Source organism: Mariniflexile sp. (assembly GCF_041583155.1).
Lineage (GTDB): Bacteria > Bacteroidota > Bacteroidia > Flavobacteriales > Flavobacteriaceae > Mariniflexile.
Genome location: NZ_JBFHGK010000053.1, coordinates 1 through 23,361, shown reverse-complemented (window position 1 = coordinate 23,361; position 23,361 = coordinate 1). Strand labels below are relative to the sequence as shown.

The following is a 23,361-nucleotide window of genomic DNA, read 5'->3' as shown; positions in this document are numbered from 1 at the left end:
TTAATGACTGGGTTTATGATTATAACTATAACAGACCACATCAAGCTTTAAATAATAAATCGCCTATGGAATATTTAACACTAAAAATCAGTTGAAATTTCTATTTTTGATTGGCTCTAAAAAAGGGGAAGCTTACAGGTTTACGGGTGTCACATTTTTTGAAGGTCCCAAGTTTGCAAATAAGATAACCCTGTCCTCGCCAATGCGGGAACCTCATTAATAATATGGTAATGCTTCATATTTTAAGTTTTTTAGAATATGTAGGGTTATCCTATTTCGCAAGCAGCACACAAGAGCAATCCATTCAGTCGGTAATTCCATCCCACGCTTTATCGTTTCTACATTACGGTTTGGCTTTTATTGCACCTAAATTCGTTTTTTCCTCAAAATCCTTAAAACCTTAAAGTTCTTGCACAAATGAATATAACGCCAAACCTTAAATGAAAACGACCTCCTACCCTTCCATTACCTCCTTCATTCCTTGCACTTGCCTAAACATGATTATTTTGTACTACCAATAAAAATCCTTCTGATACAATATTAGAATCAAAAAATCCGCCACCCTTGCGGTAAACCGTTGCTGTGGTACGCCCTTTTGCAGAAAAATGCAACGGGCTATTTACCACACCACCCTTGCTCAACTCGCAGCCGGCTCGCTCGGCTAGATTACCTGCGAAAGAATATCTTTAGAAAACATTAAATACAACAAAAAATGATAACAAAAACAATTCAAATTCAGGAAGTAACAGTAGACGAATTAGCAGAAAAAGTAGCTGATAAACTGCTATTAAAAATTGAAAGGTATTTAAAACAATTAAGCACTACCAAAGATGAAGGCTTATTAACAAGACAAGAAACTGCCGATTATTTAAAAGTAAGTTTAGTAACCATTCATCAATGGGCTAATTATGGCATAATAAATCGCGTTCATATCGGAAACCGTGTCTATTTTCAAAAACAAGCAATTTTAGATTTAATTGAAAGACAAACGATAAGAAAAAAATAAAAAAAGATAGCAAATATAAGTGGCTTCCTTAGCCCACCGCACAAGGCTATAAAGGTCAAGCCCTACGGGTTTTGAATAAAACTTTTTTCAGAAGTCTTTAGTTTTTATTGACACATTTTTATTTAAAAAAACTTTTATCCAAAAACCTTGACAGCCTTATCCACGCCACCTAAAAAGCGGCTTTCTTTTTTTCTTTTCTTTTAAAAAATTTATGGCGCGAAATGAGCGTAAGCGAATTCGCGAATCCGTTAAGAAACAAATAGAAGGTTGAGCAATCGTAGCGAAGCAAATGAGAAACGAATTCATCAACACCTAAATTTCAAATAAAAACATAGTTGATAATTTTAAATTGGATAGCTATGTCAACTTTTGAAATCAAAACCCACCGAATCGGAAAAACTTATACACAACCTCATTTTTTCATTTTAAACAAAGGTCTTAACAGCGGAAAACCTTTAAAAAATCCCTGCCCAAATTGTTTTGTAATTACCACACCATCAGAAGATGATAAAAACACCCTTTTTCACTTGTCAATGATGCTGCTAATCAATGGTAATTACCAGTATTATTTAAAAGGTAGTGTTATTCCGTTTATAGCCATCAAAGACGTTAAAAATCTAATACAAAAAAACAGCATATGGCTAAATGAGATAGAGCTTCAGAAGAAAATAGAAACCATAAAAAAAGTGGAAATACTGGAAATTAGCTTTAAAAATAAACTAAAAGTAATCCATGACCTGAAAATGGCATTGTTGAGGTCTTGTAAATTAGAATATTAAAAAAAAAGTCCGATTTAAAAAATCGGACTTAATTGAATTCAGTAAAGGTTACCAATCAAAACTGAATAGATCTATTTTTTAGATGTTGTTAACCATTTTAAAAAAAGGGATACAGAAAAACTCACTATGGCACCAACAGCTGCTAAAATAACAGTTTTTAGAATATCTTCCGAAAAAATATTCGGCATAACACTTAATACAGTTCCAGACGTGGTACCTACTTTTAGTGAAATATCTGTTTTCATAATCCCTATTTATTCCACAGCATCATTTTGAACCGCTTTGTTGGCTGTATCATCAACTGTAATTTGACTTACTGCAGACAAAACACCGCCTGCAACGGCAACATAACCAGCCATGGTCACAACACCAACAGGTAAAGCAACCGGAGCGGCTATAATGGTTCCGCTAACTGCCAGTAATGATAATCCAATGGTTCTCAAAATTCTAAAAAATTTAGGTGTAGGAGCTTTTGCTCGTTCTGTTATATTCATAACGTATATTTTAAAGATGAAACGTTTTAAGTTGAGGTAATTAACAAGTGTACTACCATAGTTTTGTCTAACATTGGAAATACCAAATCAGTCAATTTTTTAAAGGCCTTTCTTGAATAACTCCCCTTACCTATTCCTATATGATAAGTGACTGGTGCGATGCAACCTAGTAATTCTTTTTTGGCATCATTCGCTGGATGAATTAATATATATTGCCTTCCCGGAACATCAACAAGATGAAGATGCCATCCAAATTTTTTACTAAATCGCTTTTTTAAAACATAAATCCCTTCAGGAATACAAGACACTTGACGTGCGTTATGTAGCCAGGGCAATTCAATAGTGTTACAAATAGTGGCGCCATTAAATTGCAAAATACCTTGTGTACCTTCAGGGAAATACGTTCTATGTAATACCAGTAACATTATACCCCACTATCCACTTTAACAATAGATAATGGATTATAAGCGCCATTTTTAAGCGGATACATTTGCCCATTGATCTCTTGATAAAACTCTATCCCCAATGCTAAGAACAAAGGACTCGTACTATTTGCAGTAACAGCGTTACTCAAATTGATAGCTGCTGTAGCTGCTGTACTCCATGGTAAAATCACCGATTCTGATGTCGAAACAACAAAAGTTTCTGCTTCAAAATCAACTTCTGCTCCACCAGAAACCATTTTAAAATGAGTTGTACCACTTGGAGCTGCAAGCATATTCGATGGAATAAAAGACGCCAAATCAGCATCCAAAGTACCAGCTACACGATCAATCGTGGCCGTAAATGGCGCAAATAAACTCGTTCCTAACTTCCCTCGAATATTAAATTCAAATCCAAATAACAATTCAGCTTCGCCATCAATCACATTGCGTAATCCACGTACACTAGTCGTGTCCGCTTGAATTACTTTTACCATAGCTTGGGTTAACCTACTTACCATTCTGCTATCCGCAGAATTTAAGAGCAATGGACGTAATGCAGATCTTAAAATTTTACCAGCCTTCCCTGCTCTACCAAACTCGGAACCATTTTCTCGCGTTCTCTGAAATGCAGGATCAGTCGCGATACGTTGTGCATCAATACCGCCTTTTTCACGAGCCAAATGACCGTCTTGGGTTTTATAAAAGGTAATATCTCCAATAGTACCCTTTAATTTAATTATGCCTTTTTGCCTTGCCATAATTTTAAATATTTAGTTAAACAATCCGTTTAAATCTTTAAGATGTTGCAACAAACCCGATAGATTTTAAAACAAATATCACCTGAGGAAATCAATTATAAAAGCACGGGCAATGCCATATGTCACTATCCGCTACAAATGGCAGAAATCAACATAAATAACCTCTAAATTGGATTAGAAGTTGAGGTATCTTTCAAAAAGAAGAATTTAACTAAAAAAAGAGTACTTTTAATAAGGCTTAGAGCCTAATCATTTAGTATTTAAAGGTGTATCAAAGCCCAAGAAAAAGTATAGATAGTCCATGAAAAATGACATGCAAAGAGTATGCATCTATCCAAAAGACGTTCAGCTAATCACAGGAAAGAGTTATCGTCAAAGTGTTAGACTCGTACGGAAAATTAAAGAAGCCCTAAACAAAACCCCCAATGAGTTCCTAACCATTGATGAGTTTTGTGCATATGCAGGCATAAAATATGAACAAGTCTCCCACCTAATCTTAGGATGAAAATCTTTTTAGATTTCCGGAGATAATTCATCAACATAAACCAACTCCCAACTGTTAATACTAGTTCAAATTTTAGTATTCTATTTTCTAAAACCCTTGTATTTATTGACTTAATTCACTACTTTTACACTACACAATTTAGTGATATTTAGTACGAAAAAAAAGGAGTTCAAATCGGTTGCCTTAGGTAGTTTTTAAAACTTAAATAACTGATTAACACTAGCATAAAAAGAGGATTGAAATCCCTCTTTCTCCGCTGAAAACAAACCTTAGCAATTGAAATTCAATTAGTTAGTGTTTTTTTTGTTTTTAAATTAGTCCGCATTTAGCCCACAAGCATTCCGCTTTTATACATAAATCAAAATTTAATGATTTAAAAAGTATGTTCCAACTCTCACTGAATAGGGCTGACTAAGTGAGCCACCTTCAGCAGATAAAAGTGAACATAGCTATAATTATTGCAAATCCTTTTAATAGCTTGGATGAAAAGCGTTTTTAAGTGACTCAAAATTCCCTTTGTAGTGGTTTACTTAACCCTTTATTGCTCTTTAAAACTGCCCCATTTCTTAAATAGTAATATTTTAAAAAGATAACTTTTTTAAAGTATTCTTTATTTTATAATTAAAAAAAAATCATTTCACAATTTACTTTTTCAACCTTGGTTTTAATAAATGGTATGTTCTACCTTTTCAGAACCAAAATTTCACTATCTTTAAATGCTAATCCATTCAAAATTAAACTCTTGATTATGAAATTAATTCAATTAATCAAGCCCTTTTTTCCTTTTAAAATCACCTACAAATTCGCTAATCTGCATTCTTTGCACTGTACAGGTACAGGTTTTCTATCCAAATTCATTACAAAAATGGAAGTTTACAAACCATTTATTCTGTATTTGATTTTTTTAATGGCTTCAATTCCTTTAAAAGCTCAAGAATCTCATCCAGTTCATAAAAATGATTCCATTACACTTGCTCAAGCTTACATAAACTTGTCTTTGACTAAAGATTATTTCGAAAAAATTAGTAACGAACGACTTTCAAAAATACTTCCTTTTGAAACTAATGAATTGAAGTCGATTACAGACTCTACTTTCATCAAACAGAATCACACTCTTTATAATTTCACTTATTCCATATTATATTTTAACGAGGCAAAATTACTTTTTAAAAATAAGTCAAAAACTATTGAAAGAAGTGTTTTGATTAAGTGGCATCATAATTTAAAAAAAGCTATAGCATATTATAACCTTTCCAAATACATTAATGAGGGGAACAATGAATTTTATCAATTAATAAATTTTGAGGAAAACTCCTATAACGAATTACGTTGGAATATTTATAGCCTAAAAAGTGAGTTCACACCATATTTTAACAATGATATTTATCTAGATTTTAAAAAGATATTTTATAATTCAAAACGTTCTAAAAAATATGATTTTGATAAGCTATCATATTATGCTTCAATTTATGATTTAGCTTTGGATTTGTCTATTATCGAAAATCGGATAAATTACGAATTCGATAATTATAATTCAATCGATCACATGTACAAAATGGATTTGAAGTTGGATTTAATTACCCGATACCTTCAACTAAAATATATAGCTTCAAACCAATATGAAAAGAATTTAAGTTCAGCAGAAATTTTACAAATATATGATTCATACGACGGGTTTTATTATGACATTATTGATAACACTAAAAAATTTGAAGAAGATAATTTCATTAGAAAGGAATTAAATCCTGAAGTATGTAAGTCCTTATATAATGAACTACAAAAAAAATATCCCATTAATAAAACAACGGATTCCGATGGAGATGGTGTAATAGACAACGTGGAATCAGCTTACATGGCTAGACCCAAACAATATTTTTTCCCTAACCCTGCTCCCTTACCTTCTGCAAAAGCAACATTTAATAATTTTAAACCAAATTTGACAATTTTAGGAACTGTTGACAAGGATATTAGCAGCATTTTTATAAATGCAGGTTATAAAAATAAATTATATTACTATTATCACCTAGACGGATATGCGATGACAACAAGTTTAGAGAAATTTAATAAAGATGGCACTGCTATTGAAGACTCTAAGCGATGGGTGAAAAGCTTAGGTGGAGAAGGGAAATTTTCATATTATGAAATATTTAAATCACTTTTCTTTGAAACTGAATCGGAATTTAGAATGTTTGCCATAATAATTGCATCTAAAGAAGTTAGAATAAGTAACGAATCATTAACTCCTAGTGGCGCAGAAATGCTAATAAAAAACAGCCATCCAACGCTACCTGAGGAACTAAAAAACAAAACCCTACCTAATAAAAACCTGACTGTATTGGTTTATCATTTTCATCAAAATGATATTGGAGAAGTACCTATGCTCGATTTAAGCGGAAAAATTAAGGTACATGATCATCTGAAAAAAGCCGGATTAAGCAATCTAATTAAGAACTAAGCATTTAATACAAAGTTTGCTGTTTACTATTATGGTAAAGGATTTTCTATGAAATAATCTTCAAATGAAAATGACTTTTGAATAGTATCTCCCGTTTTTAGTATCACATCAATATCCACTATGGGGCAATACCCAAAACCAAGATATCCAATTGAAAAAGAAGACGATGGTTCATTTGAGACTCTTAAACGATCCACAAAACCTTTACAAAGCTTATAATTCACTTGTTCAATTTCGTATTTTCTGAAGGAAGGCACTTCAATCCACAACATATAATTTCGGTTATTACTCCCACTATTGGAAGGACTCACCGAGGCCTTAGGCACAATTAAACTATCAATAGGGTATGTTTGCTCAATACGCAGTTGCTCCACAAGCAAACTATCATTCTGGGTTGTATATTGTTCACCACGACCTTGCATTACCAATTTCAATAATTTTTTTGTATTATTTTTAGCATTTTCTGCTTTAACTTTTTCTTGCTCTGCGACAATACCTTTTTCTCTAGCTTTTATTGCGAAGTAAACAGTTGTAGCAATTAATAGCAATAGTGCAACAATAGCTGCCGAAAGTATTTTTATACGTCTCTTTTTTGATAATTCGGCGTATTGCTGATTTATAACTTTAAGTTTCTCATTTTTAACATGAGTCTTACTTTTAGAAATCCATTCCTTTTCTTCTTCACTTATAGGGTATTTTTCTAAATAAGGCTCAATAAACAATAATTGCTTTTCGGTAAAATATTCCCTTCCTTCTTCTTTTACGGCTACCTGGCTTTTTATAAGTCGTTTTATTTCTAATTGAGCTGTTTCTTCAACACTACGCTTTTCTGCAATGGGTTTTGCAAGTGCATCATGAGCAATTTCGAACATTTCATTGTTTTCATTATAGCGTAGTATGCGGCTATTAATAAAATTCTCTACTACTGCATCAATTAAGGCTCTATCAAAATTAGGCAAGCGTTCATACAAGTCTTGTTTTTTTATGGGGTCTTTAGTGCCTTCAAGCGTTGAAAATGGTGATAATATTTTCCAAATAATTTCAGGAGTTAAAACGGGATACATCGCTTTAAGTTTATTAGATATATCTGTTACTTGTCCTTCTAGGAAATCGATTAGAACATCACCAATTTCCCCCATATCATTAAGAGTCGACACATTAAATTCAGCTTCGGTACGACGACTTTCATCATTTGTGATTTTTAAATAAAATTTATCCAAAAACACCTGAAGAAATGGTAGTTGAATGGTTAATGACTTTTCTCCTCCTTTTATCTTGTCAAAAATCCCCTCAGCTACAATATCAGATTCACCCGATTTAATGCTAATATTGGAATCAATGTATTCCGTTGCACCAATAATAACTTGTTTTACCTTTTCAAGATTCATTGGCTCAATGCGTATTTTTTTTCTAAGAAGTTGGGGTACTCCCCTTTCAAACCGAGATAAATGCCCTAGATATTCTTCCCTAATAGAAAAAATAAGCTTTACGGGTTGTTTCGATTGTAGAATATCCTGAACCGTTTCGATAAATATTTCTTGCTCTGCAATGGTGCCAAGTATAAATAGCTCTTCAAACTGATCAAAAATCAAGTAAATTGGTCTGAACGACTTTTGGTAAACCGCATTTATAGACTTGCATATAGGACTTAAATCTGTTTTGTCTTTTTCGGAATCATCAGACCATTCATTAAACCAATCGACTCCAACTACTGCTTCTTGTGAATTTCCTCCTGCATCAATAAGAGCTTTTTCTAGAGATTTATTAATATTGTTTCCTCTGCGAATCATCAATGCCAACCAATCATGCGGTTGAAATTTACCAGCTAGCCCACAATTAATTAAACTTGTTTTACCTGTGCCAGATGCGCCATAGATAAGAATAACGGAGGATTGAAAAACCATCTCATAAAGCGCATTAATTTCTTCATCACGGCCAAAAAAGATGCCCCTATCTTCTCTTTGATAAGAATCTAGAAATTTAAAGGGGTATTTTTTCATAGTATTAATTTTTAATAAAAAATATTTTAAAATTCATCTATTTCAGTTTCTTTTTCTATCCCCGCTAGGGCTTTCTTTGCTTTGTAAAACAAATCAAATACATTATCAAAATTCATATCTTTCCTATTCTCTTTATCGGATAACCATTTATTAATGGCTCTAACATCAGTGTCATCAGGCTTTATATTTCCAGATTTTTTAATGGTTACTTTACTATTATCCTCTATAAAACTATAGTTTAGATTCATATCATCAAACGTATTACAAAATGAGTAAAAGCAAATTTTCGATCCACCAGAATCTGCCAACCCATTATAATCAATAATAAATGGTACCAAATTTATATTTTGCTGATAGTTATCTTTAAAGAGTAAAACCGCATAGGAGGTTACTGGTGTGCTATCCTTTCTTATTTTTCCATTACTGTTATTATTGGCTTGATTTTCCCCATCCAATAAGGTGTAGTGATGCAGATAAAAACCTTCTTTATCGTTGCGTTGAAAGTTATAATCTATGTCTTTTATAGAAATCATTTTATACGCTACCAAGAAATTCAGGTTTTCCAATAAAACTGTTAGGTTTTTTTCGGCATTTGCACAATCACCCAATGTAAAGGAAGCCCCATTTAGCAAATCTGTTATTGCATTTAAGTTAGAACATGCATTATGTAATTCACTACCCGATTGCAATTTTGGTATAAAATCTTTAAGTTCGCTAATAGGAAGCTCCAATTTATTGTCAAGAAAAGCTGTTATTAGGGTTTTTAACAAATTTGAAAAATCATTAATATTTTCTTCGGTTGCGCTCTTGAAAAATTTAATTAGAACATTGGTTTGTTCATCAGAAAGATTGACTTTATTATTTAGCTTGCTATCCCATAAAGTAGAGATGAGTGCATAAGAAATAAGTTGTAAAGCTTTTAACGCAGTTAAATGACAATTTTCCAGATACCTTTTCATCTTATATTCTGAAAAATCTTCTTCACCAATGGACATCAATTTACGCAGTTGAATACCCAAAACCCCAACATAACCAGAAATAATAATGCGTTTTACTGTTGGCACTAAATCTTTATTTGTTTCCCAGTTACCGTAGGTTGATAAAAAATCATTGGCTTTTCTATCGTATGGTTTCATGGCTTGTATCAACCTTTTTGTAAGCAAATCATTAAAGGTGTTTTCAATAGGTGCCTGAGGAGGTGACGGTGGTGGATTAATTATTACCTTTTCAAATGCTGGAAGAAATTTATCAAGCTGTGTTCTGTATTGATTTATCAGGTTGTCTATATTGGTGTACTCGGTATAAAAATGCCCAAGGTTTCCTATCTTTTTCTTAAAGGCTAGAAGTGTATTAATTTCATCGGTAATAGACCCTGTATTTATCTGGGCATTTTTAAAATAGGTCCAAATTTTTGGCTTTCCCTTATCTTTAAAAACCTGATAGGCCGTATCAAATTCTTCAGCTGAATATTTACCTACTTTTGTAAAAAATAGGCAAAGAACAATATCGCATGTGCTAATAGCCTTATTATATTCATCTTGAAGCCTAGTATCGGATATGGCATCAAGAAAATTTTCCCATTGTACAACTTCCAAATAGATACCTTCAGTATGTAACCTATCATTTTCCTTACTAATAAACATTCGAAATTGATCTCGATCATCTTTCAATTCAGAAGAAGAAGCTATAAAAATTCGGACGGTTTTCATACAGTAATTCTATTAACTAAATATAAACTTTTTTTTATTGTTAATAACTCTAAAAGAGCCTATTACGTTTTAAATTAATTAAATATAATCTGGTTTTAAGTGGAATAATATATGAGAGAAAGTGTATTGTATTTCATAAAAAAAAAAAAAAATTAAAAATCACTATTTGATAAAAACAAAGAAACTGCTGTAAGAAAATTAAAGTGCTGTAATGCAATCATTAATCACCTTTAAATTAATCAACAAAAAAAACAGATTAAACCTTACTATACTATAAAAGCAAACCTTATTAAGGTAGTGCTATGAAACAACCTTTGAATCTGCCTCCATAATTTTGTAGAGATTTTTGAAAGAATCCAAATACTGTTGCCGATCCTGAAGACCGTTGGTGCCTCCATTAATTCTTTTTGTTACCATGTGTATATCATCGGCATCGGCGTATGCATTTATATTACGTTTTTTCCAAAACCAACACGCAGATTTAAGTGCTATTTCTGGGTCGAGAAGTAAATCAGGATTATTAACGCAATCTATACCATGGTCGTTTGCAAAACTTCGATAATTATCTTTTCCTGTAAGTTGTATTAAACCACGACCCCGGAATTTCCAGCCATCACCACTTTGTTCATCTCCATTTCCCATTCGATTTGCGTAAACTCGGTTTGCAATTTTCTCTGGTTTACGGGCATATTGTTCTGCAATTTCTTTTGTTTTGAAATATTTTCCAAAAACACTTCTTAGTGCTTGTGCAGAATAATTTAAATTTTCCACAGAATACTTAAGTCCGCCACTTTCGTGTGAAACTTGCGACAGAAAGTGTGCCTTACGAAGTGGTGTATCGATTCCAAAACTAGGTAATACGGTAGTAATGTGAGGCACATAAGATTGTGCTTTTTCCCAATTCATTCTGGGAATGATTGTCTTCATTTGGTCAGTTGATATCATATGCTTTGTTTTAAAATGTTAGTATTAAACATTGAAATCTTTTAGCTATTAGGAGAATTTCTAAAAAACAAAACCACCTTTCTTTACAGGAAAAATGAGGAAGTATTATGATTTTTTAAAGATATAAAAAATAATTACATTTTTGACAGAATAACCTTTAATAATTTAATTATCAATCAATTATAAATGATAAATTTTAATTTAAACATATTATAAATTATAAGAAAAAAACAACTGAAGTTAATCGAAATGAGATTTTTTTACACTTTCTGAAGCAGCAACTCCAATTTTATAAAGCAGATGTCTGTTTTGGGCATTACTCATTTCCACAATGCTTTCTACATCTTTTTGGGTAAATGTTTGCCCTAGACCAAGCCCGTTTAAATCGTTTTCTGTTATAGCAAAATTGTATCTTAAATATTTTAATAATGATTTGTTTCCTAAATAATCATCTTTAAGTGTTTCAATCTCCATATCTACATAAGTAGCTGTTGGGGAGTTGGAAAGCCATTGTAACACAATCTGGTTTTGCCAACTTGCATCTTGCATCAACATATCAGGAACATTTTGTGCCCATGTTTTCATCCAAGCTTCTTCAATCTCACCAATTTGCTTACTAAATACGCTATAGCCTGTTCCTACTGAAACGATAGTTAGTTTATCTTCGCCCATAGCCCATTTAAATGGAAATCCTTTTAAAGTGGCAACCATCAATAAGGTTAACGCTGGATTATTCGCCATACTTACGCCGCCATCTACAAAGGCTGCTCGCTGGCCATCACCTACATCAATCATTTGCGGAGCAAAATAGGTAGGGGCTGCACTACTTGCTCTTACTGCCTGCCAAAGCTGAATGTTTTTATTTTTACCAATTTGAGAATCGAAAAACTTGCCTTTAGGATGATTAATTATTGGCCAAACACTATTAGTATCTGCGCGTTTTGCAACAATACACAATCCTGTTTTTATTTGGTCGCTTTCCAGAGTTATGTTACCAAAGGCTGCTTTAAGACTATTTTCTAATTCAACATAATCATATGCTGCTTTTAAAAACTTCCAGGTTTCCAAGGGGTTCCAAAAGCTTCTTTTCTTTCCAAATATTTTACCTCCCAAATCCATATAAAGGTCTACAATTTCATCAACAGATTTACCTATGGCCAGTGCGGCAGCAATTATAGAACCCGTGGACGTCCCTCCTATTAAATCGAAATGATCGCAAAGTAAATAATCATTTCCATGCTTTTCCTTTAAGATGGTTTCAATTTTTTTTAAATAACCAAGGGTTAGCGCGCCTCTTATTCCTCCGCCATCCAAGGAAAGAATGTTTTTAGGACCATAATTTGGATCTAAATGTTGTTCGAATGTTTTTTTCATAATTTAGTTGGTTATAATTTGAATATTCCAAGTGCATTTACCTTTTGGTTGAACCTAATCTGGAATAAAAGCCCGATTCATAGATTAAAAATCAAGGTTTAATTTCTCTATTTTAGATTTCTGTTCCTCATATGAACTCATGGCATAAGTGTCGTCCTTAGCCGCTGCCATTTTTTTTGCTTTATTTTCATAATCGGTCATTGAATTTTTGTCTCCTTTATAGTGGAAAGCTTCTGCAATAGTTAATAAAATCCAAATAGCATCTTCTTTATCTTGAAAATCTGTTTGTTTCTCAAGATTAATGGCTATTTTTAATACGTTATTCCTAATATAATCTGCATTTAACTTCTCATCTTCCCAGTCTTCATTGTTGGTCTTCAACATATCTGTTTTGATATAAAGCATAAATGCTGCATTGATACCATTGTAATAATCTTGTTTCAGTTGAAACCCTTTTTCATAAGAAGCAATGGCAATATTTAGATAAATACCATCCTTTGTAAGTTCAAAAAGGCGCTTGTTAATAGCTCCTTTTAAACCTAAAACCTCAATTTCATTACTTTGTTCAGGGTGCAACGCTTCCAAAATATGTTTGGCTTTCAATAAGGCTTCAAACTCATTAGGTTGTTTTAATTTATAAGTGCAAAGTGCAAGACGGCATATTATAAAAACCAAGTTATCCTTTAAGGCCATACTACTTTCGGCATGTGTTTTGGCAATACCAAATAATTGAATAGCTTCGGAAAAATCCTTTTGTTTTTTTGCTTGTTCTCCCCTTTCTAATAAACTAGCGAAAGATTCTTCATTAGCTTCTTCTACCAAAGGCGCATTACTTAATTTTATATTGGAATTTTGAAGTTCCTTTTCTAAGAAAGTGAAAACTGGACTATCATTTGCTTTCGGATTCTGCTTTAAAACGCCATCCACAATGTGCTTCAAATGGTTTCTGAATCGCTCCACTTCTTTATACGGAATACCTTGTTCAGAATGTGCATATTGGTGAATAACAAAACTACTAACATCAAACGGAATACTACCCATTTGCTCCGTTTCGCAAATCATGATGGTATGATGTGGTTTTAATGCGTGTCGAACTCCAAGTTCCCACATTACATTAGCATTTAGGGTAGATATATCCACTAAAGCAATGTCGGCATTTTTTATTTCTTGTAACATGAGCGTATCGATACTTCCCGACAGGTTTTTATCGATGGCGCGATAACAATCAATGTTTAGATCATCAAATACAGGCTTTATTAAGAGAGAATAAGTTTCATCTAGATCTAAAACACGATGCTTACCATTGGCATAACTGGTTTTTTTTCCAAATCCGATAATTACGAAACAGCTTAAATCTTTCATTGCTTTTATTTCAGAATAATAAATAAGCAATTACTTAGAACAAAAAGGGAGGTATTGTACTGTTTACTAAGTTAGTAAAAAAAAGCAACTAATTAAAAAAAGACTAAAAAAAATAATTTAAAAGACTTCAAAATTTGGATTTTGAATATATAAAAACCTTTATTTTTTTTGAGATTTCAGCATTTTATAAATTTAAGAAAGGAAGTTTGATACCACTTTTTTTGTAACAATTATTATGAATTTTCGCTTAAATTCTTAACATTATTATTAGGACTATCTATACTATTATTAAATTTAAAATTTTCAAGAGGTAAGGAAAAAAAGAAAGAACTCCCTTTACCCAAAGTAGAGTCTACCCAAATATCACCATCCAATAAATTAACTAGTTTTTTTGCAATGGTTAACCCGATTCCAACACCTTCATGTTTTCTGCTATACGAACCGTTAACCTGGGTAAAACCTTTAAAAATTAACTCCTGATATTTTTGGTCGATTCCGATACCTGTATCAGATACAAAAAACGTAATATGCGTTTTACCATCCTTCTCATTAAGATTGAATCCATAATCAATGTTACCATTTTCTGAAAATTTAAGTGCGTTTTTTAAAAGATTAATTAAAATGTGAGTAAGTTTCAATTTATCTGTATAAATGATTAAATTTTCGCTGTTCTCCGGAGTAACTAAATTAAAATTTATATGATTCTTTTTTAAATTTTCTTGATGAATTTTCATTGAATCATGAATTTCTCTAAGAAAATCATTTAAATTGACATCCTTTAAAACCATTTTTTCTTTTCCAGATTCAATTAAGGAGATTTTAATAAGGTCTTCAATTAATTTAAGCAAATGTTCTCCACTAGTGTAAATTAATTGCACATACTCCATTATTTCGTCGATGGAAGAATTTCTATCTATCAAACCGGAAAGCCCTATGATAGAATTTAAAGGAGTTCTTAATTCATGAGAAACAGTGGCCAAAAACTCAGATTTTAATCGATCACTCTCCTCCGCTTTTTCCTTAGCAATGGTTAATTCAAAAGTGCGTTCTTTTACAAGGTTTTCAAGGTGATTTCTATAATTTTCTAATTCTTTGTTTTGGGCGGTTATTTCTTCCTGCTTTTCTAAAAGTAAATTGTTTTTTCCTTTTAGTTCCTGAGTGCGAAGAGCTACTTTTTCCTCTAGTGAAGCACTTAATTTAAGCAGTTCTTCATTTTTTATTATTAATTCGTTCTCCTGCCGATAACTTTTTATGGCCTGCTCTACGGTTAAAATTAAATCGTTTGTATCCCATGGCTTGGATATATAACGGTACAAACCGGCATAATTGATTGTATTTGTTACCCCTTCAACCGTAGCTTGACCTGTTAACAACAGATTTAATGTACGTGGTGATTTTTCATGAAGTTTCGTTAAAAACTCGTCTCCTTTCATTACTGGCATTACATAATCTGCAATAACCACGAGAATTTCATAATTCAACTCAATCAAATCATTTATTGCTTCCAAAGCTTCTGTTCCAGACTCTGCGGTTTCAATAATATAATTACTACCAAAAGCATTTTTTAACTCAGCTTTTAAACTGTTTAAAACTATCTTTTCGTCATCAACACAAAATATTACACCCTTTTTCATATTGGTTTTTTTTATAATTGTAAAACAGAATAGTTATAAATCATTCTTGGTTTTAAGTTCTCTTAATAATTTTCTTTTTTTATTGTTGGGTATCGCCTTCAAATAGCTAAAACAGGTTTAACATTATTATCCTTCCGCACTCCCATGTATTGGTAAATAAACACTAAATGTTGTTTTACCAGGCTTACTTTCTACCTCTATTTTTCCTTTATGTTTCTCAATAATTCCTTTTGAAATATATAAACCAATGCCAGTGCCTTCTCCTGTTGGTTTGGTTGTATAAAATGGGTTGAAAATTTTATCAATTTCATCTGGTGGTATTCCTTTTCCGTTATCTGTTATAGAAACTATCACATATTCTTTATCTGAATGCACATTTATTACAAGTTTTCCTTTTAAATCCATGGCATAAATAGCATTGTGAAGAATATTGGTCCAAACTTGGTTTAATTCATCTGAATAACATAAAATTTCTGGAATAGGTTTATAGTTTCTTACCACCTCTATGCCATGTTTTATTTGATTATTGTATAGAATTAGAACGTTTTCAATGCCTTCAGAAACGTCTGTTAAGACCTGTTCATCGTAACTATTTATTCTAGATGAATTTTTAAGTGCAAACACTACTTTAGATGCTCTATCGGCTGCAAAATCTATATTATCAATACTTCTTTGTAAGCCTGTAATTTTATAAGCAATATCAAAAATAGCCTCTGCGTTTTCAGCTTTCAAAATATCTAAATACTTCTCGATATTTTCAAAAATCATCATATCAACAAAAGCATCTGCAAAGAAGTATGCATTTTTTATTGCATGTTTTTCCAAAGAAGCCATGATACTATTTTTATAAGCTCTTTCTTCCTTTGATGTTAATAATTGTTTCTTAGAAAGTGAATCTTTTACAAGGATATAAAAAACACGTTTTTGGTTGGCAGGTAAGTGAGTTACAAACCTAGGATACTCATTTAACACATAGAGTAAGGCACTTTTTATATTTCCGATTGATGAACGGATGGCTCCCAAAGGTGTATTAATCTCATGTGCAACCCCAGCAATTAATTGGCCCAAGGCCACCAATTTCTCAGAATTCACCAACTTTTGCTGCATTTGTTTTAAATCGCCTAAAGTTTTGGTTAATTCTTTTGTTTTTCTTTTTAATGCCTCTTCACGCTCAAAAATTTGAGCTAACATTTTATTATATTCTTCAACAAGCAATCCTATTTCATCATTTCCTTGCTTTTGAACTCTCAGTTTATAGTTTCCTACATTTGAAATTTCTCTTGTGGCTCTTGTAAGTTTTAAAATGGGGCCAGAAAGTATGCGTTGTAAATAGGATGCTAATACATAGTTAATTGTAAAAAGAAAAAAAAGCAAAACACCCATGGTGATTATGTACTCCCTAATTTTATTAGTAAGTTCTAAAGTTGATACTCTTAAATAAATAGTACCAGCCAATTCGTTTTCATAAAAAATTGGTTTTGATACTACCAAGAAATCCTCCTCGAATTTATTCCAAGAATCTCCCCTTTCATGATTAGTAACTAAAACTTTTTTTCCATTTTTATAAAATTCTGCAAAAATTTCATTTTTTGCATTATAAACAATACCTACTTCTATGGATGGTATATTTTCTAATTTATTTAGTGTTTCAGACGCATTTTCAGACATATCAAAAGCCAGAGGCACTGCACAATAATCACCAATAAGCGTTGCATTAATAATGGTATTATTTTTCATATCCTCCTTTAAGCTGCTAATATTGCTGAATATTACAAACGTAAAACCTATTAATAGCGAAAACAATGATACGATTTGAATAATCAGCACCATTTTCACTTTTATGGATAGGTTTCTAAATAACATGGCTTATAAGTTTCTTATTTGAATTTTGTTTTTACTTTAAATGGCTATATGAAAGTAACCGTTACTACATAATTTGTATCATAATACACTGTAGTAATTGTACACACCATTTTTGTTCCTGAAATGGATTGAATTACCATGCTTGATAATTCCATATCTCCAACAACTGGATAAGTATAAATTAAAGGATTTGTAAAAATTAATTGGGTTTCATCGGAACTTAAAGACCAAGTTGTTTCCAATATTGTAGCATTTGAAGCATCTTGAACCAGTAGAGAACCATCTGAATTGAAATTAAAAGTATAATTTCTAACCGCTTCTGATTCCAGCATAGCAATATCAGTAATTTCAATGCCACTCATGGTTATTGTAGGCGAAATCAATTTACTTTGAATTACCCACGATTTAGCTGATAATATGTCTACTACAGATGTTTCTACACCTTCTTCCGTACTACAAGAAGTTAAACTAAAAAGTACGCAAATAATAGTAATTAAAAAGTATTTTTTTTTCATAATTAATAAGATTTTAAATTTATTTATTTTTTATAGTTCCCAATGTAAACCAATTAAAAAAGAGCTATTTATACTATCCACAAAACCATATTCTCTATGTTTACCCAACATGTTTTTTATGGTAAAATTTGTCATTAAATGTTTATTAAAATGGTAACCCACTTTAGCATTTAAAATAAGGTTTGTTTTAATTGGCATTTCAACTTTGGCATCATCAATACTTTCTAAATCTGCTATTTTATAATAATTATAATTGGCAAATGTATGGTTGGAATATACATAACCATCGGTACTAAAATTCCATTTTTCATTTGGGTTATAATTAAGTATAAAGCCTCCAAAAAATGTTGGGGTTGCCTTTTCACTCCACTGTGTCGGATTCATTAGTGTACTTACTGTGGTTGTAACCGTGTTATCTGAAGTTGGTGATTCAATTACTATACCCGTAGTTTGAACATCTATATCCTTTCGCCCTGATATATTAGTATGTTGAATTGTACCAAACATTTTCGCCTTAAATTTATCTGAGATATCATAATTAATAGTGAATCCAACCCCTAACTGATTAGCATTTAAATCGTAATCTTCAAATATTGCCGTACCATCTGCTTTTGCAGAAATTGTAGATTCTATTTCACCAGCATCATTTAACTGTTGCACCACCTGAAATTGCCTATATACGTTTGCATTTACAAAATCACCAAGTTTTGAATAAAACAGCTCTAAATCCAGATGTAATTTGGAACTAAAATTTGTACGCCAACCTAACTCAAAATTTGTAATACTTGTATATTTCAAATCTGCCTGACCTTTAATATTTAAATTTACAGGAATATTTAAGGCTCCTGTAGCGTCATCTTCTGTTGAAATATATTTTAATAAAAGGCTGGTATTAATATAGGAATCAAAAAAGAATGGTGATTTATTAGCCTTGGAATAAGCACCTCTAATTAAATTATTCTTGTTAATGCGGTAAGTTGATGCAATCTCGTAATTTGAATAATAATTCTTATTAAAAGCAAATTTATCTACGCGAAAAGCCCCAATTATACGAAGTTTAGAGGATGGTCTCCATTCTGATAACATGAAAGCTGAATAAGACGATGTTTCTCTTGGTTCATCTTTAAACTGATAATTAAGATCATTAAAACTGATGGCCTCATTATATGTAAACGGGCTGTTATAGGATAAAAATTTATAATTAATTCCTGGGCGAAAACTAAGCGTTTTAAACTCTTTATAATATTCAAGATTAGCCTCTACATTAGTGAACTTGTAAGAGTTAAATTTATAAATATTTTCATCCTCTCCCGTATTAATATTAAATTGTGCGTTTAGATTATTGTGTTTTATTCTTGTATTTAAATAAAAGCTTTGAGATTCGGATTGGGATAAGGGAGTAGAAAAATTTAAAAATCCTGTTTTCTGACTTTGCGATTTTTGAGCGCCAAAAGCAACATCAAAATTGGTGTTTTCAGATATATTATGAGATAAAAAGATGTTGCCACCTAACCTTCTTAAACTAAGGTCTTCATGATAATAGGCACCCAATTCTTCTTGATATTCACTAAAGGTCCAAACATCATTAGAACTCCCACTTTTTAAGGGCGACACAAACATGTTCAAATCTTCTATTTTTGAATAATCTTTATCAATAAAATCGTAATATTCATTATCAAAACGATAACGCTCGGTAAAATTCCCAGAAAATGTTAGCTTGGTTCTGTCATCCCAATTATACCCAATATTTACACTAGCGTTTTTAGCATTGTTGCTTCCTAAGGCTGTATTTACTGTAATATTTTCGCCTTTTTTATCGGAATGGGATGTTATAATATTAATAACTCCAGTAACTGCATTAGGTCCATAAAGTGCAGATGCAGGACCTCTCACTACTTCAATCCTTTCCACATCATTAATGTCAATAGGCAAGGTTTCCCAAAAGGTTCCTCCAATAAAATAGCTATACACAATTCTGTTATCAATCATCACCAAAGTTGTGGTATTGTATGGTAAAGACAAATAGGCATTTTTTGTAATATCATCATAACCTCTAATATGAATATCGTAGTTTCCCGGGGTTATTTCTCTTACAATTACACCTTGTGATAAACGTAAGGCCTCAGGTATACTGGTAACACCAGACCTTGCAATTTCGTTTTTACTAATAATTGTAGTAGATAACGGGGTTTCAAATAAATCTTCCGGTTGTTTTGAGGCGGTTACAACAACATCTATATTTAAAAGTTCTTCTAAAGTCATTTCATTATAAACTTTATCCTGACCCAAAACGTTTACAGACACTAAGGAAGTTATCGCATAAACCAAAACAAATAGTCTTCTTTCTAAATTCATAACAATCCTATTTATATATTTTTGAAATCCTTAAAATATCGGAGGAAAAAGTTTGACCTTCTTTTTCTAAGGATGTTAAATTAACTACTATTACTGGTTTACTATTTTGTATTACAAACCCTAGTGAAATTTCACCGTGTTCTACATGTTTTAAAATACCAGAGACTGATAAAACCTTATACTTTTTACAAATTGCATTTGAATTCTGTACGCCAGACATAAAATACACTAGGTTTGCACCCGAAATGTTCTGTTCTATTTCATTTGGATATACAGCCTTAACATCCATAGAATTGCCGAGACCAGCTACAAACTCATCTTTACTATTTTGCGTATATGTATTATACACAACCAAAATTTTAATTTTTCTGTTTTGTGAAATTTGTGGGTTATATTTTATCACTTTAGATAGAAGTGCTGCCTGAATTCTTTCAGGCACCGTTATATTTTGAGAATAGAGGGAATTGCACCAACATAAAAAAAAGAAAATAAAAACCGGCCTCCTAACTAAATAGAATGTATTTGTGAGTAATTTTAAAGTAACCATTTAGTATAGCACGATTTTAATTTAGAAAATCAATAAACAAGAAAGTTAATACTTTTCTTATAATTGCATTATGATTTTTATCATAATTCCTAATTTGTAAATTTTAGATTTTAGAAAACACAGAGAGAACAAGCGTAAAAGAAGGCAAAACAAAAAACCATAATACTATATCTGTTTTACTAGGTGCTAAATTTTAATTAGCGCACACTAAATTTAGTTCTATACAGTGACTTGAGGGAAACAAAATCAATGTTAATTCTCACAAATATAATCATTTTATCTAACATATTAGCTTTTTATCTGAATTTTCAATTTATTTCATTAATATTAAAACCCTAGTTCTGCTTCGATACTTGCATTTTTAATAGAAAATTATCAACTGTTTTGATATGAGTTGTATTCCATTCGGATAGAATAATCGAAAACATAAAAAAGCCCGTTAACATAATAACTAACAGGCTTTTGAAGTATTTTTATTTATCGATTTAGCAAGATTATGACACTTTTTCAATTAAAAATGCATAATAAACCAATTAAATAAATCCGGCTTTGTTGATTTTTCTAAACTAATCTATGTTTTTTCTTAACCTTTCTAATCGTGTTTTTAACCGCTAAAGTGTATCGGATTACAATATTTTTCTTCATTCTTCTAACTTCACTTCGAAGTTTTGCATTTTCAATTTTAACTGATTGTAATTGATTTATGATATATACATTCTGATTATGATTTGTAATTATTTCATCAAAGTTAGCATATATATAATCTAATCGATTTTTCATAATTGTTCCTACCGCATAAAAAGACAATCTATCCTTTACATAAAGACTTGCGCTATTTGCTTTTGAGTTTCTTAAAACAGAATTCTCAAAAACATTTTTTAATTGTTCTGCTGCGTCGTTACATAATGGGTTGGCCCATAAAGTTTTAGAACAAAAGTTCCCGTCTGGATTTTCAATAAAACTTAGTTTATAATCTATGAGAAAACTATTGTCACTCTTCATAAATTCGGTATTACCCGAATAATTGGTTGCTACAGTTGGTTTGCCTAAATACATTGCTTCTGCCAGCGTTAAGCCAAATCCTTCTGAATGATGCATTGAAACATACGAATCACAAGTAGCAATTAAATGGTTTACATCATTTTTATCGAGTTCTATATCAAATATTTTTATGTTTTTTGAGGCGTATTGTTCTAAACGTTGTTTATGTTTCTTATGTTGTTTTCCTCCCGAAGTTTTAATAACTAATTCAACCAAATTATTAGTTCCAAAAGCAGTTTTGAAAGCCTCAATTAGGAAAAAAGGATTTTTTCTTTCAATAGAGCTGTGATAGCTAAATATGAATAGAAAACTAAATTTGTTATTATCAAAAAAATCGATTTTGCTAGACTTTGAAAGCGGATTAAGATGAACTTCAACAGGATGCGGAACTACTAATATGGGGTTGCTATAGTGTTTTTGAAATACTCTTTTGCAATACTCCGAAGGTGTCCAAATTTCATTAAATAGGTTTAAATTCTCAACCAGGTCTGGTGCAATATATTCGGATTCCCAAACTAAGAACAGGATATTGTATCTTTTTTTAAATAGCTCTGGGTTAATAGTTGCTATAAATGATTCTACATCCCTTAGGGATATTTGAACCAAATTAACTGCATAGTTAAACGCATATTCATAATTAGTGTTATCCTTTACCTTTTCATAATTAATCAAATTAAGAGGTATATCTAGTTTTTTTGCCGCTTTAATGTTTAATCTTATAGCCTCTCCTAAACCAAACATACCTTCGGTATAACCAATGATATTAAGTCCTTGTATTACGGGTTCCATTTGTTTTAATTTATGAAAGTTGATATAGTTCTAATGATTGAAGAGCTACTAAATTGTGGTAAGTACCCTTCATATTTAATAGTGTTTCGTGTGTTCCTTGTTCGATGATTGAGCCATTTTTCATAACCACAATAAAATCTGCATTTTGAATGGTTGAAAGTCTATGAGCAATAGCTATTGACGTGCGGTTTTCCATCATATTTTCAAGAGCATTTTGTACAAGTTTTTCAGATTCTGTATCTAAAGCTGATGTTGCTTCATCAAGAATCATAATTGGTGGGTTTTTCATTACCGCTCTGGCAATGGCAATGCGTTGACGCTGACCACCAGAAAGTAAACTACCGCCATCACCTACATTGTTTTGATACTTTTGGGGAAATTCAGAAATAAAATTATGTGCATTGGCTATTTTAGCAGCTTCTATAATTTTTTCCTCATTAGTATCTTCTATACCCAAGGAAATATTATTTGCAATTGTATCGTTGAACAAAATGGAATCTTGGGCTACTATACCCATTTGTTCTCTTAAAGATTTCGTGGTTACGTCTTTAATATCTATACCATCAATTGTAATACTACCCTCGGTAACATCATAAAAACGTGTTATTAGGTTTGCAATTGTAGATTTACCACTTCCAGATTCGCCTACTAATGCCACTATTTTCCCTTTAGGAATAGTAAGATTAAAGTTTTTTAAAACGTAATCATCTTTATATTTAAATGACACATTATTAAACTTTATAGCATGCTTAAATTCTGTAATGACTTTAGCATTGGGTTTATCTTTTAGCGGGTTTTCAGCATC

Annotated in this window: 21 protein-coding genes; 5 read left to right on the top strand and 16 right to left on the bottom strand. The window is 31.6% G+C overall.

The annotated features are described in order from the left end of the window. The 4 genes from ABYI63_RS15075 to ABYI63_RS15060 form a co-directional block, all read left to right on the top strand. Positions 1–95 (top strand): integrase core domain-containing protein (locus ABYI63_RS15075; RefSeq protein ID WP_372757475.1); only part of this gene is annotated, 95 nt, incomplete at its 5' end. Positions 96–230: 135 nt separating this feature from the next. Continuing rightward, the gene (locus ABYI63_RS15070) at positions 231–404 is read left to right on the top strand and encodes a hypothetical protein (RefSeq protein ID WP_372757473.1); all 174 of its coding nucleotides are present in this window, start codon (positions 231–233) and stop codon (positions 402–404) included. A 308-nt stretch (positions 405–712) separates the two neighbouring features. Continuing rightward, positions 713–1,006 carry a helix-turn-helix domain-containing protein gene (locus ABYI63_RS15065; RefSeq protein WP_372757471.1) on the top strand — a complete coding sequence of 98 codons (294 nt, stop codon included), beginning with the start codon at positions 713–715 and terminating at the stop codon, positions 1,004–1,006. Between the two features lie 359 nt (positions 1,007–1,365). Further along, positions 1,366–1,785, top strand: coding sequence for a hypothetical protein (locus ABYI63_RS15060; protein ID WP_372757470.1), 420 nt, complete (start codon positions 1,366–1,368; stop codon positions 1,783–1,785). A gap of 71 nt (positions 1,786–1,856) precedes the next feature. Here the strand turns inward: ABYI63_RS15060 and ABYI63_RS15055 are convergent, their stop codons facing one another. Genes ABYI63_RS15055 through ABYI63_RS15040 form a run of 4 tightly spaced genes read right to left on the bottom strand, consistent with a single transcriptional unit; the run spans position 1,857 to position 3,462 of the window. Beyond that, complete coding sequence (locus tag ABYI63_RS15055; protein WP_372757468.1) at positions 1,857–2,030, bottom strand: hypothetical protein; 174 nt, start codon at positions 2,028–2,030, stop codon at positions 1,857–1,859. Positions 2,031–2,039: 9 nt separating this feature from the next. Continuing rightward, positions 2,040–2,279: a hypothetical protein gene (locus ABYI63_RS15050; protein ID WP_372757466.1), complete on the bottom strand. Its 240-nt coding sequence runs from the start codon at positions 2,277–2,279 to the stop codon at positions 2,040–2,042. Positions 2,280–2,305: 26 nt separating this feature from the next. After that, a complete protein-coding gene (locus tag ABYI63_RS15045) occupies positions 2,306–2,704 on the bottom strand; it encodes a DUF5675 family protein (protein WP_372757464.1) in 399 nt (132 codons plus the stop codon). Continuing rightward, a complete protein-coding gene (locus ABYI63_RS15040) occupies positions 2,704–3,462 on the bottom strand; it encodes a hypothetical protein (RefSeq protein ID WP_372757462.1) in 759 nt (252 codons plus the stop codon). Before ABYI63_RS15040 ends, ABYI63_RS15045 begins: the two co-directional genes overlap by 1 nt. A 1,253-nt stretch (positions 3,463–4,715) precedes the next feature. Between ABYI63_RS15040 and ABYI63_RS15035 the strand changes: the two genes are divergently transcribed. Further along, entirely contained in the window at positions 4,716–6,422 is a 1,707-nt protein-coding gene (locus ABYI63_RS15035) for a hypothetical protein (RefSeq protein WP_372757460.1), read from the top strand. A 29-nt stretch (positions 6,423–6,451) separates the two neighbouring features. Here the strand turns inward: ABYI63_RS15035 and ABYI63_RS15030 are convergent, their stop codons facing one another. From ABYI63_RS15030 to ABYI63_RS14975, 12 genes are all read right to left on the bottom strand, one after another. Further along, positions 6,452–8,422, bottom strand: a complete 1,971-nt coding sequence (locus tag ABYI63_RS15030) for an ATP-binding protein (RefSeq protein ID WP_372757458.1) — start codon at positions 8,420–8,422, stop codon at positions 6,452–6,454. Positions 8,423–8,448: 26 nt separating this feature from the next. Continuing rightward, entirely contained in the window at positions 8,449–10,131 is a 1,683-nt protein-coding gene (locus ABYI63_RS15025) for a hypothetical protein (protein WP_372757456.1), read from the bottom strand. A 300-nt stretch (positions 10,132–10,431) separates the two neighbouring features. Further along, positions 10,432–11,076 (bottom strand): glycoside hydrolase family 19 protein, encoded by a 645-nt coding sequence (locus tag ABYI63_RS15020; RefSeq protein WP_372757454.1) that lies wholly within the window; start codon positions 11,074–11,076, stop codon positions 10,432–10,434. A 240-nt stretch (positions 11,077–11,316) separates the two neighbouring features. Next, positions 11,317–12,450, bottom strand: a complete 1,134-nt coding sequence (locus ABYI63_RS15015) for a patatin-like phospholipase family protein (RefSeq protein ID WP_372757452.1) — start codon at positions 12,448–12,450, stop codon at positions 11,317–11,319. Between the two features lie 84 nt (positions 12,451–12,534). Beyond that, positions 12,535–13,812, bottom strand: coding sequence for a TRAFs-binding domain-containing protein (locus tag ABYI63_RS15010; protein WP_372757450.1), 1,278 nt, complete (start codon positions 13,810–13,812; stop codon positions 12,535–12,537). 233 nt (positions 13,813–14,045) lie between these two features. Continuing rightward, positions 14,046–15,446, bottom strand: coding sequence for an ATP-binding protein (locus ABYI63_RS15005; RefSeq protein ID WP_372757448.1), 1,401 nt, complete (start codon positions 15,444–15,446; stop codon positions 14,046–14,048). A 126-nt stretch (positions 15,447–15,572) separates the two neighbouring features. Continuing rightward, positions 15,573–17,183: an ATP-binding protein gene (locus tag ABYI63_RS15000; protein WP_372757446.1), complete on the bottom strand. Its 1,611-nt coding sequence runs from the start codon at positions 17,181–17,183 to the stop codon at positions 15,573–15,575. A 170-nt stretch (positions 17,184–17,353) separates the two neighbouring features. Beyond that, on the bottom strand, positions 17,354–17,824 hold the full coding sequence (locus ABYI63_RS14995; protein ID WP_372757445.1) for a hypothetical protein: 471 nt from the start codon (positions 17,822–17,824) through the stop codon (positions 17,354–17,356). Positions 17,825–17,854: 30 nt separating this feature from the next. Further along, on the bottom strand, positions 17,855–20,179 hold the full coding sequence (locus ABYI63_RS14990; RefSeq protein ID WP_372757444.1) for a TonB-dependent receptor plug domain-containing protein: 2,325 nt from the start codon (positions 20,177–20,179) through the stop codon (positions 17,855–17,857). Positions 20,180–20,186: 7 nt separating this feature from the next. Then, positions 20,187–20,618 carry a YfiR/HmsC family protein gene (locus tag ABYI63_RS14985; protein ID WP_372757442.1) on the bottom strand — a complete coding sequence of 144 codons (432 nt, stop codon included), beginning with the start codon at positions 20,616–20,618 and terminating at the stop codon, positions 20,187–20,189. Positions 20,619–21,287: 669 nt separating this feature from the next. After that, positions 21,288–22,556 (bottom strand): glycosyltransferase family 4 protein, encoded by a 1,269-nt coding sequence (locus ABYI63_RS14980; protein ID WP_372757441.1) that lies wholly within the window; start codon positions 22,554–22,556, stop codon positions 21,288–21,290. Positions 22,557–22,566: 10 nt separating this feature from the next. After that, positions 22,567–23,361 (bottom strand): ABC transporter ATP-binding protein (locus tag ABYI63_RS14975; protein ID WP_372757439.1); only part of this gene is annotated, 795 nt, incomplete at its 5' end.